Genomic DNA, 17,522 nt, shown 5'->3' with positions numbered 1-17,522 from the left:
CGCGAGTTCGGGATCGATACTGCCCCTCCCCAAAGGGGGTGGCATCGGTGGCCCCCCTCGTCACCGTCTCGGGGTCTGCCCCGATCTTCGGCGCTCCCGTGCGATGCGGCCCGGCGTGCGGGAGACAATCGAGCTATGGCGAGTTCTCGAGTGGTGATAGTGGATGATCACGACGTCTTCCGTGACCAGGTCCGCAAGCTCCTCGAGGCCGAGGGCTTCGAGGTCGTCGGCGACGCCGCATCCGCGACCTCGGGCATGCAGCTCGTGCGCAGCGAACAGCCCGACCTCGTGCTGCTCGACGTGATGCTGCCGGATGCGATGGGATTCGATGTCGTGCCCTCGCTGCGCGAGCTCGGTTCCTTCGCTATCGTTCTGACATCGAGTCGTGACCGGAGTGACTACGGCAGTCGCATCGAGTCCAGCGGCGCGGACGGTTTCATTCCGAAGGACCAGCTCTCCGGAGCGGGGCTTCGGGCTTTCGTCGCCTGAGGCATCAGGCGGCGACCAGGAGCATTCCCCGGGGCAGGCAGCCCCGCTCAGAGTTGGGATCACCGATGAACGCGGAGAGGGTCGAACCCGAGACGCCCCGAACCAGGGTCGCCATCGCCGACGACGCCATGCTGCTGCGCACGGGCATCGCCTCGGTGCTCACGGCAGGCGGATGCGAGATCGTCGCCTCGGTCGGAACGGCTGAGGAGTTGCTGCAGGTGGTGCGCGAGCGCCCCGTCGATGCCGTGGTGCTCGACATCCGCATGCCGCCCACGCACACCGATGAGGGCCTCGTCGCGCTCGAGAAGCTGCGCAGCGGTGGTGCCCGTGTGGGCGTGCTGCTGCTCTCGATGTACGCGACGCCGGCGTACGCCATCCGGGCGATGAGTGCCGGCGGCGGAACGGGCTACCTGCTGAAGGACCGCGTGGCCGAGCCGGATCGTCTGGTGCAGGCCGTGCAGGCGGTCGCGAGCGGTGGGTCCGTCGTCGACAGCGAGGTGGTCGCCCAGCTCGTGGGCGGGCGCGGCAACGCCTCGGTCGAGGTGCTGACGCCTCGTGAACGCGATGTGCTCGCCCTCATGGCGGAGGGGAAGTCGAACCAGGGCATCGCCTCCAAGCTGTTCCTCAGCCTCAAGACGGTCGAGACCCACATCGGCAACATCATGTCCAAGCTCGGCATCGAGGAATCGCCCGAGGACCACCGCAGGGTGCTCGCGGTACTGCGGCTGCTCGGCCAGCCATGACCCCGGTGCAGGGTCGCCGCCTGCTGCTGGTGCTGCTGGCGGCCTCGCTCATCGTCGTCGAGGAGGTCATCGGGTTTCGGGCGGCGGCCTCCCCGGAGCCGTGGGGACTGACGCGCACGATCGTGCACACCTTCACCGGGCTCAGCTACGCCGTCTGCGCCTGGCTGGCCTGGCAGTCGGCGGACTCGCCCATTCCCGGGCGGCTGATGATCACGATCGCCTTCATCTGGCTTCCGCCGCCCTTCATCGCCGCGACGTGGCCGGTCGGAGCGCTCTGGCCGCTGCTCGAGTCCGTCGGGTTGTACTGGGCCATCCTCGCCGCCGTGCTCGTCGCCGTCTATCCGGCAGGCCGCTGGCAGAGCGGCATCGAGCGGTGGATCGTCGGAATCGCCGCAGTCGGCGGCATCATCCGGACCCTCTCGGTGCTGCTTCTGGCCACCGTTCCCGAGGCGGGCTGCGACTGTGCGCCCAACGCGTACGCGTTCCTCGCGAACGATGAGCTGTACGGCGTGATCGACAAGGGCTTCCGGCTGCTCGGCGTCACCCTGATCATCATCATCATCGTCATCGTCCTGGTGCGCTGGACGCGCGGAACGACGCCCGCGCGCAACATCGCCTTCGTCATGCCGGTGGCGCTCGTGCTGTTCTGTGCGGCCATCGGCTACGAGTCGGTCGCGTACTCGCTGGGGGCGACGGCCGACGCCCTGCTCGTCTACCTCGGCTACCTCGGCGTTTCGGCCATCCCGATCAGCTTCGTCGCCGGCGTGCTGTACATCCGAAGCCTGCGGGGGCGGGTCAGCGACCTGATGGTGCTCACGCGCGACGGCGTCGACAAGGACTTCTGGGAGAAGACGCTCGCCGACACGCTGCGCGACCCCGGCCTGCGGGTGTACTGGTGGGAGCCCGACAGCGGCTCCTACGCGGACTCCACCGGTCGCCGCATGCCGGGCGAGCCCGACCGCGATCGGCCGAAGGGGCGCGCCCTCATGCCGATCGACTCGTCCGACGGCCGGCTCGCCGTCATCGATCACGACATCGTGCTGAGCGAGAACGGCGAGCTCCTCGGCGCCGTCTCGACCGCCCTGCGTCTGTCGGTCGACAACGGGCGGCTGCGCGAGGAACTCGAGGCGACGCTGGACGAGGTGCGCGAGTCGCGGGTGCGCATCGTGGAGGCCGGCATCCTGGCGCGCCGGCAGATCGAGCGCGACCTGCACGACGGATCGCAGCAGTCCCTCGTCTCGGTCGCCCTCAGCCTGCGGATGGCCGTGGGACGCGCGCGGAGCGAGGGCGACGAGGCGCTCGCGGTCGATCTCGAGGCGGCGCTCGACCAGCTCTCCGACGCACTGCGGCAGCTGCGAGAACTCGCGCGCGGCATCCACCCGTCCTCTCTGACGGTCGGCGGGCTCAGCATGGCCATCGGCGAGCTCGTGAGCCGCTCGTCCATTCCCGTCGAGGTGCACGTCGACGTACCGCGTCGGCTGCCGCCGTTGACCGAGGCGACGGTGTACTTCTTCATCGCAGAGTGCCTGACGAACACGGCGAAGTACGCCGATGCGCGGGCGAGCCGGATCGTGCTCGAGGTCGACGATTCCGGACTGCGGGTGAGCGTGAGCGATGACGGCAGGGGCGGGGCCGACATGGGGGCCGGTTCGGGGCTGATCGGCATCGCCGACCGCATCGCGGCCATCGGGGGTCACGTCGAGGTGCGCAGCGAACCCGGCGCGGGCACCACGGTGACGGCGAGCATCCCGGCGGAGGCGCTGGACTGAGCCCGCCTGCTCAGCCGGTCGGGCGCCACCGGGCGCTCGTGGCGACGCGGTAGCCCTCAGCCGTCATCACGAGCGGCGTACCCTCGTCGCGGTAGTGAGGAAGGGCCCGTTCCTCGTGCTCGCGCGGCGGCAGCCCGCCCGCGCGAACGACGCGCCACCACGGCACGTCCGATCCGTACAGGGCCATCACGCGGCCGACGACACGGGCGCCGCGCGAGCCGAGCAGCGCGGCGATGTCGCCGTAGGTGGCCACCTGGCCGGGCGGGATGTGCTCGACGATCTCGAGCACGGCATCCGCGAAGCCGGGCAGCCCGGCACCCGGGTCGGGGGCCGGACGCATCAGAGCTCGAGTGCCCCGATGACGTCGCCGTACTGCGTCATGCCGACGTCGGTGAAGCCGATGCGGTGGAAGAACGCCTCGGGGCCCTCCGTGCCGGGCTCCCACAGCACGGTGATGCGCTGCACGCCGCGACCGCGCGCCTCTTCGGCGAGCGCGCGGGCGAGGAAGCGACCGACGCCCTGGCCCTGCACATCGGCGTCCACGTTGATGCGCCAGATGCAGGCCCGGAATTCCTCGTGCTCGTTGTCGGGGTCGAAGTTGCCGTGGATGAAGCCGACGACACGGTCATCGAGCACGGCGACCCGCTGCCAGGCCGCCTGGGGGTCGATGACGGCGGTCTCGGCGGAGTAGGAGACCGGGGTGATGAACTGCTCCTGCCCGGGCTTCAGGCCCAGGCCGTTCGCGGCAACGATATTCGAGGCCGACAGTTCTTCGAGTCTCATCTCACCCATGCCGCAAGGCTATCCTGTGCGCCGAGGCACCCGGTAGTCGGAGGAAATGTGGACCGCTGCCCCCACGCGGGGCGCGAACTGTCTCGATGTCAAGATACTTGCCTCGCTCCGGTAGGATTATCGCGGCCGATCGGCCGAGAGTCTCGAGGAGAACAATTGTCCAAGATCACCGTTTCCGGCACCGTCGTCGAACTCGACGGCGACGAGATGACGCGCATCATCTGGCAGGCCATCAAAGACCAGCTCATCCATCCGTACCTCGATGTGAACCTCGAGTACTACGACCTCTCGATCCAGAAGCGTGACGAGACCGACGACCAGATCACGATCGACGCGGCCAACGCGATCAAGAAGCACGGCGTGGGCGTCAAGTGCGCCACTATCACGCCCGACGAGGCCCGTGTCGAGGAATTCGGCCTGAAGAAGATGTGGCGCAGCCCGAACGGCACCATCCGCAACATCCTCGGCGGCGTGATCTTCCGCGAGCCGATCATCATCTCCAACATCCCGCGCCTGGTGCCGGGCTGGAACAAGCCGATCATCGTCGGCCGCCACGCGTTCGGCGACCAGTACCGTGCCACCGATTTCCGATTCGAGGGTGAGGGCACGCTCACGATGACCTTCACGCCGAAGGACGGCGGCGAGCCGCAGCAGTTCGAGGTCTTCCAGTCGCCCGGCTCCGGCGTCGCGATGGGCATGTACAACCTCGACGAGTCCATCCGCGACTTCGCCCGCGCATCGCTGAACTACGGGCTCGACCGCAACTACCCGGTCTACCTCTCGACGAAGAACACGATCCTCAAGGCCTACGACGGCCGGTTCAAGGACCTCTTCCAGGAGGTCTTCGACACCGAGTTCGCGGAGAAGTTCGAGGCAGCCGGCCTCACCTACGAGCACCGCCTCATCGACGACATGGTCGCCTCGAGCCTCAAGTGGGAGGGCGGCTACGTCTGGGCCTGCAAGAACTACGACGGCGACGTGCAGTCCGACACGGTTGCGCAGGGCTTCGGCTCGCTCGGCCTCATGACGAGCGTTCTGGCCACGCCCGACGGCTCGGTCGTCGAGGCGGAGGCGGCCCACGGCACCGTCACACGCCACTACCGCCAGCACCAGCAGGGCAAGCCCACCTCGACCAACCCGATCGCGTCGATCTACGCGTGGACGCGCGGTCTCTCGCACCGCGGAAAGCTCGACGACAACCAGGACCTCATCGAGTTCGCGAACACCCTCGAGGACGTCGTCATCAAGACCGTCGAGTCGGGAAAGATGACCAAGGACCTCGCCCTGCTCGTCGGCCCCGAGCAGCCGTACCAGACCACCGAGGAGTTCCTGAACTCCATCGATGAGAACCTCAAGGCACGCCTCGGCGCCTGATCCGCCACATCCGCCGGTCGGCCCTCGCTTCTTCGGCGGGGGCCGATCGCCGCTTAAGCGGCAGACTGGGTGCATGGCGGCTCTCGTGCGGCGCTATCCGTGGGTCAGTACGACCCTTCTCGTCGGTGTCGTCGGCATCGTGCTCGCCCTCGCCGGCCATCAGGAAGCGGTGCGCTGGCTGTTCACCGCCTACGGGGTCGTCGTGGCGCTCTGGCACTCGGTCGGGATGGTGCGTGCGGCGCTGCACGGCCGATGGGGTCTGGACGTGCTCGCGGTGACGGCGATCGTCGCGACGGTGCTCGTCGGCGAATACGTGGCCACGCTCGTGATCGCCCTCATGCTGACCGGTGGGGAGGCGCTCGAGGACTACGCAGGGCGCCGCGCCACGCGCGAGCTCGACGCGCTCCTGCGCCGCGCGCCGCAGCGGGCGCATCTGGTCGACGGCGACGGAGCCGTCCGCGACGTCGACGTGGACTCGGTGAGGGTGGGGGAGACGCTGCTCGTGCGCCCCGCCGAGATCGTTCCGGTCGACGGACGGCTCGTGACGGGCTCGGTCGAGGTGGATGAATCCTCGATCTCGGGGGAGAGCCTGCCCGTGCAGAAACTGGCCGGCGACGCGGTTCTCAGCGGCTCGGTGAACGGCGCCGTCGCGATGCAGCTCACGGCGACGGCCACGGCGCAGGCGAGCCAGTACCAGCAGATCGTGGCCCTCGTCGCCGTCGCCGCGCAGTCGCGGGCTCCGGTCGTGCGTCTGGCCGACCGGTACGCGGTGCCGTTCACGCTGTTCTCGCTCGCACTGGCCGGCGCAGCGTGGTGGCTCTCGGGCGATCCGGTGCGGTTCGCCGAGGTGCTCGTGCTCGCCACGCCCTGCCCGCTTCTGATCGCGGCCCCGGTGGCGTTCCTCGGCGGCATGAGCCGGGCTGCACGCAACAACGTCATCGTCAAGGGCGGGGGCGTGCTCGAACGGCTCTCGGCGGCGCGCACGGTGGTGTTCGACAAGACCGGAACGCTGACCAGCGGGCACCCGAGCATCGTCGACGTGCGTCCGGAGCCCGGTTTCGACGCGGAGGGACTGCTCACCGCCATCGGCGCAGCCGAGGCGTACTCCTCGCACGTGCTCGCGGCTCCGATCGTGGCCGAGGCGCGATCCCGTGGCTTGCGACTGCCCACCGCGACGCAGGCCGAGGAAGTGGCGACGAACGGCGTCGTCGCCGTGGTGCAGGGCGCCCAGGTCGTCGTCGGAAAGCCGCGCTTCGTCGCCGAGTACGCGCCCGAGACCCGTCGGGCCGAGATCCGTCCGGGCGAGCTCGCGGTCTATGCGGCGATCGGGGGGAGGTTCGCGGGCGTTCTCATCGCACGGGACCGCGTGCGCGCCGAGGCGGCCGCGACGCTGTCGGCACTGCGCGCGCTCGGCATCCGGGAGATCGTCATGCTCACGGGCGACGTCAGTCAGACGGCCGAGCACGTCGCATCCGAGCTCGGCATCACCCGGATGCGAGCGGAGTGCCTGCCGGCCGACAAGGTCGAGGAGGTGCAGCGCATCACCGAGAGGCCGGTGATCATGGTCGGCGACGGCGTGAACGATGCGCCCGTGCTCGCCGCGGCCGACGTGGGCATCGCGATGGGAGCGAAGGGAGCGACCGCCGCGAGCGAGTCGGCCGGAGCGGTCATCCTGGTCGACGACGTCGAGCGTGTCGCCCGCGCGGTGCGCATCGGACGCGACACGGTGAACATCGCACTGCAGAGCATCTGGATCGGCATCGCGCTCTCCGTCGTCCTCATGGTCGTGGCCGCCTTCGGGGTGATCCCCGCGACGGCCGGCGCCGCCCTGCAGGAGGTGGTCGACCTCGTGAGCATCCTGGCCGCGCTGCGTGCGATCGGAACGCGCCGCGACGCTACGCAGGTCGCCGCTGGCGCGAGCACTCGACCCGCCGTGGGCACGCGCGCGCAGTGACACGTTCTCCCGGATGTTTCCCGCAGGTCACGAGTTTGTAAAGATGCTTGACTAATTTGCCGACGAGTGTTGCGCCCGCTTTGTTCGTAAGCTTTACTAACAAACATGACGGCGACGCAGCTCTCCCACGGTCGGACACTCCGACCGACGGCCAAGGTGCTCCCCGAACACGCTCGCGGCCACAACCGCTCCCTCGTCCTCCAGACGCTCTTCGGCGCGTCAGGCCTGTCCCGCGCCGACATCGCCCGTGAGACCGGGCTGACCCGGGTCACCGTCTCCGACCTCGTCGCCGAGCTCATCTCGGAGGGGCTCATCGTCGAACTCGGACAGCGCGAAGACGCCCGTCCGGGCAAGCCGGCGACCCTGCTCGCCTTCGACCACGGCGCCTTCCAGATCGTGGCCATCGACCTCTCCGACGACACCGTCTTCCGCGGAGCGCTGCTCGACCTCGGCGGCGAGATCCTCCAGCGCACCGACGTGCCGCTCGCCGGTGCGACGGGAGCCGAGGCGGTGGCCAAGGTGATCGAACTCGCCGACGCCCTCGTCGCCCTCGCGACGGCGCCCCTGCTCGGCATCGGTGTCGGCTCTCCGGGCATCGTCGACATCGAGGGCGTCGTGCGCACGGCGCCCAACCTCGGCTGGACGGGAGTGACGCTGCAGGCCATGCTCGCCGAGCGTTTCGAGGTTCCCGTGCTCGTCGCGAACGACGCCAATGCCGCCATCTACGCCGAGCACAGCTTCGGGGGAGCGGACGGCGACGTCATGCTCATCAAGGTCGGCCACGGCGTCGGCGCAGGCCTGCTGCTCGGCGGGCGGCCCGTCTTCGGCACGAGTTCCGCTGCCGGCGAGATCGGGCACGTCGTGGTGGGAACCGACGGCGGGCCGCTGTGCGCGTGCGGCAAGACCGGCTGCCTCGAGGCGTGGCTCGCCGCGCCCCGCCTGTCCGCGCGCCTGGCCGGCATCGACGGCGACGAGGAACGCGGCACCATTCTTCGGGAGGCGGGCCGCCGGCTCGGCATCACCCTCGCTCCCGTGGTCGGCGCTCTTGATCTCGACGAGATCGTGCTGAGCGGCCCGGCCGAACTGCTTGATGGGCCGCTCGCCGAAGCGGCCATCGAGACGATCCGGACGCGCACCATGGCCGAGTTCACCGGGTCGTTGTCGCTCCGGATGACCTCGCAAGGGCAGGACATCGTCCTGCGCGGCGCGGCCGTCATGGTCCTATCCGGACAACTCGGGGTCTCGTAAGAGCCCTTGCACCAACGGTGGCGGCGCCCTTGCCCTCACCTTCGCCCTAGGAAAGGAAACGCAATGAGGAAACTCGGCATTGTGGCACTCGGTGCCGCTGCTGCGCTTGCTCTCGCCGGTTGTGCTTCGGGAGGCAACGCTGCTTCCGGAGACTCCGACGAGAAGGCGAACATCCGCGTCTGGTTCGTGGGAACCGACACCCCGAAGGACGCTCGCGAATACCTCGTGAAGACCTTCGAGAAGAAGCACCCCGGCTCGACCCTCACGATCGAGGAGCAGAGCTGGACCGGCCTGGTCGACAAGCTCACCACGAGCCTGTCGGGCAGCGACAGCCCCGACGTCGTCGAGGTCGGAAACACGCAGGCATCGGCGTTCACGTCGGCCGGCGCGTTCCTGGACCTCACGAAGTACTACGACGACCTCGGCGGAGACGACCTGCTTCCGGGCTTCGTCGAAGCCGGCAGCTACGACGGCAAGTTCTACGCGCCGCCGCTGTACTCCGGTGCACGCCTGGTCTTCTACAAGAAGGACGCACTGGCTGCAGCAGGCCTGTCCGTTCCCACCACGCTCGACCAGTACGTGTCGAACGGCGAGGCGCTCGCCTCGGCCAACCCCGGCAAGTCCGGCATCTGGTGGCCCGGCCAGGACTGGTACAACGCGCTCCCCTTCATCTGGGAGAACGGTGGCGAGGTCGCGGTCGAGAAGGGCGGCAAGTGGGAGGCCCAGCTTTCCAGCGCCGACTCGGTCACCGGCCTGAAGCAGGTGCAGGAGGTCATGACCAAGGCATCCAGCGCCCCCAAGGACGGCCAGGAGACCAACCCGCAGGTCGGGTTCTGCGACGGAACCACGCTGCAGCTCTCGGCTCCCAGCTGGGTGAAGTGGTCCATCCTCGCGGCCGCTGACGCCGAGACCCCCGGTTGCCCCGACCAGGAGGCCAACCTGGGCGTGTACGCCCTGCCCGGCAAGAGCGGCGGCGCGGCGAAGGTCTTCGCCGGCGGCTCCAACATCGGCGTCTCGGCCAAGTCGAAGCACCCCGACCTCGCGGTCGACGCGCTGAAGATCATCGAGAGCAAGGACTTCCAGACGATCTACGGCAAGGCCGGTCTCGTGCCCTCGCTGAAGTCGCTGGCATCCACGCTCGGCACCGACGACGTGGCCAAGGCCATCGCCGAGGCCGCCGCCAACGCCAAGCTCACCCCGGCATCGCCGAAGTGGGCCGACGTGGAGGCATCCGGCGTGCTGACCGACCTCTTCACGAAGATCGCCCAGGGCGGCGACGTGGAGAGCCTCGCGAAGGACGCCGACAAGAAGATCGACGACATCCTCAACGGCTAGTCGATAGACCGCCGGGCCCGCCGCCCACACATCGGCGGGCTCGGCACCACACAGAACTGCCCGGCGCGACCGTGCATGTCGCGCCGGGCAGTCTGCTTTCGTGCCCCACCGCCCTAGGAATCGCGCGGGAACATTCGTCATCATAAGGGGGAGCGCACCCATGTCTTCCAATCTCGCCGCAACGGATGCGGCACCCACAGCCATCGACGGAGAACGGCTGACCGCACCGGTCCCGCCCGCGAAGCCGCGCCGGCGCCGACAGGGCGCGTTCACCCCGTACGCACTGCTCGTACCCTCTCTCGCCATCCTCGCCGTCATCGTCGGATGGCCCCTCATCCAGCTGCTCGTCATGTCGTTCCAGCACTTCGGACGCGCCCAGGTCTTCGGGGCGCCGCCCGAGTGGATCTGGTTCGACAACTACGTGAAGGTGCTCACCGACGACTCCTTCTGGCAGGTGCTCGGCCGCAGCCTGGCCTTCGCCGCCGTCTGCGTGGTCGGCACCATGGTGCTCGGAACCCTCATCGCCCTCATGATGATGCGCCTGCCCAAGTTCTTCCGCCTGCTGACCACGGTCGGGTTGCTGCTGGCGTGGGCCATGCCCGCGCTGACCGCCACGATCGTCTGGGGCTGGATCTTCGACACCGACTACGGCGTGATCAACAACGTGCTCGTGAACCTGTTCGGCCAGGCGCAGTTCACCCAGCACTCCTGGCTCATCGAGCCGATGTCGTTCTTCCTCGTCGCCGCGATCATCGTGATCTGGGGCGCAGTGCCCTTCGTCGCTTTCACGGTCTACGCGGGCCTGACCCAGGTCTCCGACGAGATGCTCGAGGCATCCCAGCTCGACGGTGCCGGCTACCTGCAGCGTTTCCGATTCATCATCTTCCCGTCGCTCAAGTCGATCTTCCTCGTCGTGACGATCCTGCAGGTCATCTGGGACCTGCGCGTGTTCACGCAGATCTACGCCCTCCAGGGCATCGGCGGCATCAAGGAGCAGACGAACGTGCTCGGCACGTACATCTACTCCACGTCCATCGCCGGCGGTGAGTACGGCATCGGCGGAGCCATCGCCGTGATCACCGTCGTCATCCTCATGGCCATCTCGATCTACTACGTGCGCCAGACCATCAAGGAGGAGGAGCTGTGAGCGCCACCGTCGCAACCGCTTCATCCCGCGCATCCGCTCCGAGCGCCGGCGTCGACGCCAACGTCGGCGTGCGCCGTGGCAAGGGCCGCAAGCGGGTCGTCACCGTCGTTCTGAGCGCCGTCTCGGTGCTCGTCTTCCTGGCCTCGGTCTTTCCGGTGTACTGGATGATCAACACGTCGTTCCAGCCGAACAACGAGATCCGTGGGCGGGTGCTGCACTTCGTGCCCGACAACTTCACCCTGCGCAACTACGCGACCGTTCTCTTCGACCCGGGGCGCACGCCGTTCCTGCCGGCGTTCGCGAACTCGCTCATCGTGACGGTGCTCACGGTGGCCATCGCCCTCGTGTTCGCCTTCCTCGCCTCGCTCGCCGTGACGCGCTTCAACTTCCGCAGCCGCAAGCTGTTCATCATCACCATCCTCATCGTGCAGATGATCCCGGGCGAGGCGATGATCGTCTCGATCTTCCGGGTGCTCGACGGCTGGCACCTGCTCAACTCCATCGCCGGCCTCACGATCGTCTACGTCGCCACGGTGCTCCCGTTCACCATCTGGACGCTGCGCGGCTTCGTCAACGGCGTTCCGGCCGAACTGGAGGAGGCCGGCATGATCGACGGCCTCTCGCGGTCGGGCGCGTTCTGGCGCATCACCTTCCCGCTGCTGGCCCCCGGGCTGGTGGCGACCGGGGTGTTCGGCTTCATCCAGGCGTGGAACGAGTTCCTCCTGGCGCTGGTCGTGAACGCACGCCCCGAGTCCATGACGCTGCCCGTGTGGCTGCGCACCTTCCAGACACTCACGGGAACGACGAACTGGGCGGCCATCATGGCCGGCTCCACGCTCATGGCCATTCCCGTCATCGTGTTCTTCCTCATCGTGCAGGGGCGGATGACGAGCGGCCTGGTGAGCGGGGCGGTGAAGGGATGAGCGACGCGACCACGTCCGCGCCGGCCACGAGCCCCGCGGACCTCGATGAGCTGCGCCCGCTCGTTGCGGCGACGCTTCTGCCGGGATTCGTCGGCACCACGCTCCCCGAGTGGCTCGCGGATCGGCTGCGCGCCGGCCTCGGAGGCGTCTGCATCTTCGGCGTGAACGTCGTCTCCCGTCAGCAGCTGCGGCAGCTGACGGATGCGATCCGGGCCGCGAACCCGCGGGCGGTCATCGCGATCGACGAGGAGGGCGGCGACGTCACCCGGCTCTACTACGACCAGGGCTCTCCCTACCCCGGGCCGGCGGTTCTCGGCCGCATCGACGACGAGGCGCTGACCGAGCACGTCGGCCGTACGGTGGCGGGCGAGCTCGCCGCGGTCGGCTGCACGCTCAACTTCGCGCCCGACGCCGACGTGAACTCGAACCCCGACAACCCCGTGATCGGAACGCGCTCCTTCGGTTCCTCGCCGCACGACGTTGCACGACACGTTGCGGCATGGGTGCGCGGCCACGAGGGCGCAGGCATCGCCGTGAGCGCCAAGCACTTCCCCGGCCACGGCGACACCGCCCAGGACTCCCATCTCGCCCTGCCCGTCATCGACGCGTCGCTCCAGACGCTGCGGGAGCGCGAGCTCGTGCCCTTCCGTGCGGCGATCGCGGCGGGGGCCCGCAGCATCATGACGTCGCACATCCTCATTCCCGCTGTGGACCCCGAGTTCCCCGCGACGCACTCGCGCCGCATCCTCGAGGGCCTGTTGCGCGAAGAGCTCGGCTTCGACGGCGTGATCGTGAGCGACGCCCTCGACATGAAGGGTGCCAGCGGCATCCACGGCATCCCCGAGGCCGCCGTGCGTGCGCTCGCAGCCGGATGCGACCTGCTCTGCATCGGCACCGAGAACACGGATGCGCAACTCGCCTCCATCGAGGACGCCGTGCTGGCGGCCGTCGCCGAGGGCCGGCTCAGCCCCGACCGCGTGCGCGCCGCCGCGGGTCGGGTGCACGGGCTCGGTGCGGCCACGAACGCCGCGCTGCCCCTCTCGAGCGACGCCTACTCCGCCGAGCCGGTGTTCGACCCCGACCGCATCGCTGCTGCTTTCGACCTCTCGGCACGCGCTCGGGAATGGCTCGCGGCGGGCACGGTGCCCGACCTCGTTGTGCGCGTCGAAACGGTCGCGAACATCGCGGTCGGCGTCGCGCCGTGGGGTCCCTTCGCCGCGCTCGATGAGGACGAGGCGGCCACGGTGTGGACGCGACCCGTGCCCGTGGGCGACGGCGCTCGGCTCGAGCTCCCGGCCGCGGGCGCTGTGCTCGTGGTCGGAAAGGACCTGCACCGGCACGCCTTCGCCCGTGCGGCGATCGACGCCCTCCGCTCCTCCGAACGACCGGTACTGGTGGTCGACATGGGCTGGCCGTCGGATGACCGGCGCTACGCGGACATCGCGACCTTCGGCGCCTCGCGCGGCCTCGGACGGGCACTGCTCGCGCTTCTCGACGTACCCGGCCACGCGGCGCACGCGGGCGAGGAGCTGGCATGAGGCTCGGCATCGACATCGGCGGCACCAAGACGGCCGCCATCGCCATGGACGGCGACGGCCGCCTGAGCGAGCAGGTGCGCATGCCGACCGGCTTCGGCGCCGGTGCGGTCGTGGAGACCGCGGTCGACATCGTGCAGCGCGTCACGGAGCTCTCGGGATTCCTTCTGGCCGACGTGCACTCGATCGGCATCGGCATCCCCGGCGCGGTCGACTCGCGTACCGGCCGCGTGAGCCACGCCGTGAACCTGGGCGTGGAAGACCTCGCCCTCGGCCGCGCGCTGAGTGATCGCCTCGGCATCGCCGTGCGCGTCGAGAACGACGTGAAGGCGGCTGCGGTCGGCGCCCATCACCTGTTCGCGCAGTCCGGCACGATCGCCGGGCTCGACTCCATGGCCTACCTCAACCTCGGTACCGGGCTGGCCGCGGGCATCGTGCTGGGAGGCAGGCTGCTGCGCGGCGGTCACGGAGTGGCGGGCGAGATCGGGCACATCCCGATCGATCCGCTCGGCGTGCAGTGCAGCTGCGGCCAGATCGGCTGCGTCGAGACGCTCGCGTCCGGCTCGGCGATCGCCCGCATGTGGCCGACGGATGCTGCGCTGCCGGCCCGCGACCTGTTCGACGCGGCCGACGCCGGCGATGCGTCGGCGCTCGAGGTGCGGGAGCGCTTCTTCGACGGCGTCGCCGCCGCGGTGCGCATCCTCGTGCTCACGGCCGATGTCGACGCGGTCGTCATCGGGGGAGGGCTCAGCGCCCTCGGCACCCCGCTCATCGACGGCGTGCGGGCAGCGCTGGACCGGGGTGCGGCATCCTCGCCGTTCCTCGCCTCGCTCGGGCTGGCCGAGCGCATGCACGTCATCCCGCTCGGCTTCCCGGCGGCCGCGGTGGGAGCCGCACTGACAGGAGTGGACAATGGCTGAAGTCGTCATCCTCGACGGGCGCCAGGCGGCGGGCGAGCTCGTCGCCGACGCGATCGCCCGGCTCATCGCCGCCGAGCCCGCGGCCGTGCTCGGTCTGGCGACCGGGTCGACCCCGCTCTCGACCTATGAGGCGCTCGCGCGCCGCATACGGAACGAGGGTCTCGATGTCTCGGGCGTGCGCGGGTTCGCCCTCGACGAGTACGTCGGCCTGCCGGTGTCGCATCCCGAGAGCTACCACTCCGTCATTCACCGCGAGGTGACCGAGCCCCTCGGCCTGAACCCCGATCACGTGCACGTACCCGACGGCGGCATCGACGGCATCGCCGTCGCCGGTGAGGACTATGAGGCCATGATCGTGGAGGCGGGCGGCATCGACCTGCAGATCCTCGGCATCGGCACAACGGGCCACATCGGCTTCAACGAGCCGGGCTCCTCGTTCGCCTCGACGACGCGCTGGAAGACGCTCACCGAGCAGACCCGCCTCGACAACGCGCGTTTCTTCGACTCTCTCGACGAGGTGCCGACGCACTGCATCACGCAGGGGCTCGGCACCATTCTGCGGGCCCGCCACCTCGTGCTGCTCGCGTTCGGAGAGGGCAAGGCCGAGGCGATCGCGGGAGCGGTGGAGGGCCCGGTGACGGCGAGCCTGCCGGCGTCGGCCATCCAGCTGCATCCGCACGTGACGGTCGTGGTCGACGACGCCGCAGCATCCGCCCTCGAGCACGCGGACTACTACCGCAGGGCGTGGGCGCTGCGCTTCCCCGAGGTGCCGCTCTAGGGAGCCGGCGGGCGCGGCCGCGGCTCGAGGCTTACGCTCCTGCTCAGCCGAAAAGCGAGGAGATTCCGAGAAGCGAGGCGATTCCGCCGACTCGCCGCCGGAACGCGCGGGCGGGACCGGCGTGTCCCGCAGGATCGCCTCGCTTTTCGGATCGGTCCAGAGCTCCGGCGGCGTTGCGCTTGATGCGGAAGCCTCCCTAAGCTGCGGGAGACGAGGGAGGCCCATGTGTCGCAGGCACCACCGCCTCCATCGAATCGTCGGGACATTCTGGGACCGGGCGCCGGCAACCCTTGGGTCATCGTGCTGAGCGGGCTCGTCTTCGTCGTCGTCGGTCTGTTCTCGACGGGCTGGATCGCCTGGGTCACCGCCGCAGCCGGTGGCGCGTACGTGCTCTTCGGCCTCTACGGATGGTTGCGACGGCGAAGATCCCTCGATGCACCAACCGCGCCGCCCCGCGCGCCGCGTTCGGTGGCACTCGTGGCGGCCGGCCTCGCCGTCGTCTTCATCGGTGTCGGGGTTTACGGCGCGATCGGCGGGGCGGTGCAGGGGTACGGGCCAATCCTCGTCGGGGCTCTGCTCCTCGTGACGGCCTTCGTCGGCGATCGCGGAACCGCGCCCGACCCCGATGCCGACCTGTCGCATCCCGACGCCTGAGTCCTCCGAATCCGGCGCGACCTGACCGAGAAGCGAGGCGATCTTGGCGGACACGCCGCCGAAACGCGTTGGGGCGACCGCGTGCCGCCCGGAATCGCCTCGCTTTTCGGAATCTCCTCGCTTTTCGGTCAGGCCGCGCTCGAACCGGGGCCGCGCTCAGCGTAGGCGGATGCCGTTCGCCCAGACCCGCTGCGCCGTGAAGGATGCGTCGAGCAGCACGGCATCGGCGGCGTAGCCGGCGGCGAGCAGGCCGAGCTCGTCGTCACGGCCGAGCACTCGCGCAGGGGTGAGCGTGAGGGCGCTCACGGCGGCGACGGGATCGAAGCCCGCCCGCTGGATCGCGATGCCGAGGGCGGCGTCGGTGAGCAGGGTCGATCCCGCGATCGAGCCCGTCTCGGTGATCCTCGCGACGCCGTCGCGAACGGTGACGGCGAGGGAGCCGAGGACGTAGTCGCCGTCGCCGGCACCCGCAGCGGCCATCGCATCCGTGACGAGCGCGATGCGCGCCGGTGCCTCGCGCACGATCATGGCGGCGACGGAGGGGTGCACGTGCACGCCGTCGAGCACGAGCTCGAGAGTGACCCGGTCATCCTCGAGGGCGGCGATCACGGGGCCGGGGGCGCGGTGGTGGATGCCCTCCATGGCGTTGAAGGCATGCGTGAGCACAGTGGCTCCCGCGTCGAAGGCTGCGCGGGCCGTCTCGTAGGTCGCGGCGGTGTGCCCGACCGCGGCGACGACTCCGGCAGCGGCGAAGCGCTCGATGGCGTCGAGGCCTCCAGGCAGCTCGGGCGCGAGAGTCACCTGCCGCAGCGTGCCACGTGCGGCATCCAACAGGGCGTCGATCACCTCAGCGGTCGGCGCGAGCAGGAAGGCGGGATTGTGCGCGCCCTTGTGCGACTCGGCGAGGAAGGGGCCCTCGAGGTGGGACCCCAGGATGAGCGGGTCGTCGGCCGCGAGCCCAGCGATCCGCTCCAGGCTCGCACCCAGCGCCTCGACCGGGTTGGCGACGAGGCTCAGCGCGGAGCGTGTCGTGCCATGCGCACGGTGCGTGGCGAGCGCCGCCCGGATGGCGTCGTCCCCGCCCTCGTAGGCGAAGCCGCCGGCGCCGTGGTGGTGCAGGTCGATGAATCCGGGCGTGAGCCACGCTCCCGCCGCATCCGTCACGTCGTCGGTCGCCTGCTCGCGCCAGCTCGCGCCGGTGCCCGTGGCGCGGATGCGATCGCCCTCGGCCGCGAACCAGAAGTCCTCGACGATCCCGTCGGCATCGAGCTTGCGGGCGCCGTGGACGAGAAGGCTCACGCGAGTTCCTTGCGACCGTTGATGATTCCCGACACGAGGGCAACGACGGCGAAGATGCCGGCGACGAGCGGCTGCCCCATGTCCCACCAGGCCACGGCGGCCGCACCGAAGACGAGGATCTCGACGATCGCCCGGCCGAAGACGTCGAGGTGGAAGACGGCTTTGGGGGAGCGGAACAGGCCCCACAGCACGATGGCGATGGCAGGCGCCCCGAGTCCGATGACCCAGTTGAGCCACGGCGCCGGCCACGAGGTGCTGAATCCCCAGATGGCGAGCGAGACGACGGCGAAGATCTCGAGGAGGAACCTCAGGATGTCGTTGGGGCCGATCTTCACCTGGGGTTGCGCGTCGCTCACCTCAGGATTCTATCGGCGCGAGTCGCACGCGGGTTCCGGTGCTGGGTCGCGGCCCTTCGACAGGCTCAGGGAACGGTGGCTGGGTCGTTCATGCTGCTCGCTGAGCGTGTCGAAGCGTCGGTGCGGGCGCTGGGTCGGGGCCCTTCGACAGGTTCAGGGAGCGGTGGCTGGGTCGTTCATGCTGCTCGCTGAGCGTGTCGAAGCGT

Annotated in this window: 17 protein-coding genes; 13 read left to right on the top strand and 4 right to left on the bottom strand. The window is 69.5% G+C overall.

Annotated features, from left to right (window positions below):
* Positions 1-159 precede the first annotated feature (159 nt).
* The 3 genes from WDJ51_RS06280 (at position 160) to WDJ51_RS06270 (ending at position 3,001) form a co-directional block, all read left to right on the top strand.
* A complete protein-coding gene (locus WDJ51_RS06280; RefSeq protein WP_337851584.1) occupies positions 160-489 on the top strand; it encodes a response regulator in 330 nt (109 codons plus the stop codon).
* 65 nt (positions 490-554) lie between these two features.
* The gene (locus tag WDJ51_RS06275) at positions 555-1,232 is read left to right on the top strand and encodes a response regulator transcription factor (RefSeq protein WP_337851583.1); all 678 of its coding nucleotides are present in this window, start codon (positions 555-557) and stop codon (positions 1,230-1,232) included.
* The gene (locus WDJ51_RS06270; protein WP_337851582.1) at positions 1,229-3,001 is read left to right on the top strand and encodes a sensor histidine kinase; all 1,773 of its coding nucleotides are present in this window, start codon (positions 1,229-1,231) and stop codon (positions 2,999-3,001) included. Before WDJ51_RS06275 ends, WDJ51_RS06270 begins: the two co-directional genes overlap by 4 nt.
* A gap of 10 nt (positions 3,002-3,011) precedes the next feature.
* Here WDJ51_RS06270 and WDJ51_RS06265 read toward each other — a convergent pair whose 3' ends face one another.
* Together WDJ51_RS06265 and WDJ51_RS06260 are read right to left on the bottom strand one after the other, a co-directional pair.
* Positions 3,012-3,341, bottom strand: a complete 330-nt coding sequence (locus WDJ51_RS06265; protein ID WP_337851581.1) for an MGMT family protein — start codon at positions 3,339-3,341, stop codon at positions 3,012-3,014.
* Positions 3,341-3,793 (bottom strand): GNAT family N-acetyltransferase, encoded by a 453-nt coding sequence (locus WDJ51_RS06260; RefSeq protein ID WP_337851580.1) that lies wholly within the window; start codon positions 3,791-3,793, stop codon positions 3,341-3,343. The genes WDJ51_RS06265 and WDJ51_RS06260 overlap by 1 nt, the downstream gene beginning before the upstream one ends.
* Before the next feature lie 156 nt (positions 3,794-3,949).
* On the opposite strand from WDJ51_RS06260, the gene WDJ51_RS06255 reads away from it, so the two are divergent.
* The 10 genes from WDJ51_RS06255 (at position 3,950) to WDJ51_RS06210 (ending at position 15,661) form a co-directional block, all read left to right on the top strand.
* A complete protein-coding gene (locus WDJ51_RS06255) occupies positions 3,950-5,167 on the top strand; it encodes an NADP-dependent isocitrate dehydrogenase (RefSeq protein ID WP_337851579.1) in 1,218 nt (405 codons plus the stop codon).
* A gap of 73 nt (positions 5,168-5,240) precedes the next feature.
* Positions 5,241-7,121, top strand: a complete 1,881-nt coding sequence (locus tag WDJ51_RS06250) for a heavy metal translocating P-type ATPase (protein ID WP_337851578.1) — start codon at positions 5,241-5,243, stop codon at positions 7,119-7,121.
* Positions 7,122-7,226: 105 nt separating this feature from the next.
* A complete protein-coding gene (locus tag WDJ51_RS06245; RefSeq protein WP_337851577.1) occupies positions 7,227-8,369 on the top strand; it encodes an ROK family transcriptional regulator in 1,143 nt (380 codons plus the stop codon).
* 63 nt (positions 8,370-8,432) lie between these two features.
* Entirely contained in the window at positions 8,433-9,704 is a 1,272-nt protein-coding gene (locus tag WDJ51_RS06240; RefSeq protein ID WP_337851576.1) for an extracellular solute-binding protein, read from the top strand.
* Between the two features lie 160 nt (positions 9,705-9,864).
* Positions 9,865-10,851 (top strand): carbohydrate ABC transporter permease, encoded by a 987-nt coding sequence (locus WDJ51_RS06235; RefSeq protein WP_337851575.1) that lies wholly within the window; start codon positions 9,865-9,867, stop codon positions 10,849-10,851.
* The gene (locus tag WDJ51_RS06230; protein ID WP_443218465.1) at positions 10,848-11,774 is read left to right on the top strand and encodes a carbohydrate ABC transporter permease; all 927 of its coding nucleotides are present in this window, start codon (positions 10,848-10,850) and stop codon (positions 11,772-11,774) included. Before WDJ51_RS06235 ends, WDJ51_RS06230 begins: the two co-directional genes overlap by 4 nt.
* Positions 11,771-13,312, top strand: a complete 1,542-nt coding sequence (gene nagZ / locus WDJ51_RS06225; protein ID WP_337851574.1) for a beta-N-acetylhexosaminidase — start codon at positions 11,771-11,773, stop codon at positions 13,310-13,312. The genes WDJ51_RS06230 and nagZ overlap by 4 nt, the downstream gene beginning before the upstream one ends.
* A complete protein-coding gene (locus tag WDJ51_RS06220; RefSeq protein ID WP_337851573.1) occupies positions 13,309-14,229 on the top strand; it encodes an ROK family protein in 921 nt (306 codons plus the stop codon). The genes nagZ and WDJ51_RS06220 overlap by 4 nt, the downstream gene beginning before the upstream one ends.
* Positions 14,222-15,007, top strand: a complete 786-nt coding sequence (nagB, locus tag WDJ51_RS06215; protein WP_337851572.1) for a glucosamine-6-phosphate deaminase — start codon at positions 14,222-14,224, stop codon at positions 15,005-15,007. Before WDJ51_RS06220 ends, nagB begins: the two co-directional genes overlap by 8 nt.
* Before the next feature lie 225 nt (positions 15,008-15,232).
* Positions 15,233-15,661: a hypothetical protein gene (locus WDJ51_RS06210; RefSeq protein WP_337851571.1), complete on the top strand. Its 429-nt coding sequence runs from the start codon at positions 15,233-15,235 to the stop codon at positions 15,659-15,661.
* 156 nt (positions 15,662-15,817) lie between these two features.
* Here WDJ51_RS06210 and WDJ51_RS06205 read toward each other — a convergent pair whose 3' ends face one another.
* Positions 15,818-16,960, bottom strand: a complete 1,143-nt coding sequence (locus WDJ51_RS06205; RefSeq protein ID WP_337851570.1) for an N-acetylglucosamine-6-phosphate deacetylase — start codon at positions 16,958-16,960, stop codon at positions 15,818-15,820.
* Positions 16,957-17,316: a YrdB family protein gene (locus tag WDJ51_RS06200; protein ID WP_337851569.1), complete on the bottom strand. Its 360-nt coding sequence runs from the start codon at positions 17,314-17,316 to the stop codon at positions 16,957-16,959. The genes WDJ51_RS06205 and WDJ51_RS06200 overlap by 4 nt, the downstream gene beginning before the upstream one ends.
* Between the last annotated feature and the right edge of the window lie 206 nt (positions 17,317-17,522).

Source organism: Rathayibacter sp. YIM 133350, from assembly GCF_037404875.1.
GTDB lineage: Bacteria > Actinomycetota > Actinomycetes > Actinomycetales > Microbacteriaceae > Orlajensenia.
This window is presented reverse-complemented; position numbering and strand designations above follow the sequence as displayed.